The 997-nt window shown below is 47.8% G+C and carries 1 pseudogene; it reads right to left on the bottom strand.

The features are described from left to right. A pseudogene (locus R7R24_RS25070) lies at nt 1-997 on the bottom strand (ATP-dependent RNA helicase HrpB); the annotation flags it as partial.

Below are 997 nucleotides of genomic sequence, written 5' to 3'. Positions count from 1 at the left end.
TTTCCGCTGCCGGCGTCCAGTTTAGACTGCTTAAGCCCTGACGGCGGACATAAGTGAGTAAAGCTTGTGTCATTTTTTCTTTACCCGGATTAGGTAATGACACCCTTTCAATCACCAATTGACCGAGTTTTCGTTGTTTCTCGGCCACTAAACGCCCTTTCTTTTCATCCCAATCCACTACTTCTTCAGTAGAAAATAGCGAATCAAAAGTCGTTTGCAATATATTGACGTCCAATTCACACGCTAAATGTATTTGGCTCGAATTGGAATGAGACCGCATCAGGTCAATCGCGACCAAGTACTCACAGCCGCCTAACATATCGTCAGGACGACATTCTGCACCATGACCATTCGCTAGTGCAAAGCGACCAAATTGATTGGCGCGTTGCTGAGCGATCCTGTCGAGAAACGCCAAGCTCAACACCAACGGTAATGCATCTTCATCCACTTCTCTAAGGCTAAACGTGGTATCGAGTTTATGCGCAAGAGATTGTGCGCGCTTCAATAACAACGATTTTTTCGGATGAGAACCGGACATCCAACGATCCAAGCTATGTGCGATATTCGTTATATTACGCTCTGGCTCTTCAATTAGGGCGACCGCCGCCAAAGCGACATTTACCATCTTATCGCTGTGGGATTGCGATTTAATTAACATCGCTGCCGCGCGAGGTTCTACGCCCAAGTCATGAGCCTGCTTTCCTTCCGCAGTCAGTTGTCCTTGCTCGGTAATAAGCCCTAATGAAAATAACAACTGCTTAGCTTGTCGCAGCGCAGCAGCAGAAGGAATATCGAGCCATTTTAGCTCATGAATATCGGTCGTCCCCCAAAACGCCAGCTCCATTACCAAGCTCGCAAGATCGGAATGCAAAATCTCAGGTTGTGGCACTTGTGGCTGTTGCTTGAGTTGGCTTTCTGAATAGAGGCGAACGCAAATCCCCTCTTCAATTCGCCCAGCACGACCAGCTCGCTGGATGGCTGACGATTGAGCAATACG

The sequence above is a fragment of the Vibrio sp. 704 genome (assembly GCF_033339295.1).
This window is presented reverse-complemented; position numbering and strand designations above follow the sequence as displayed.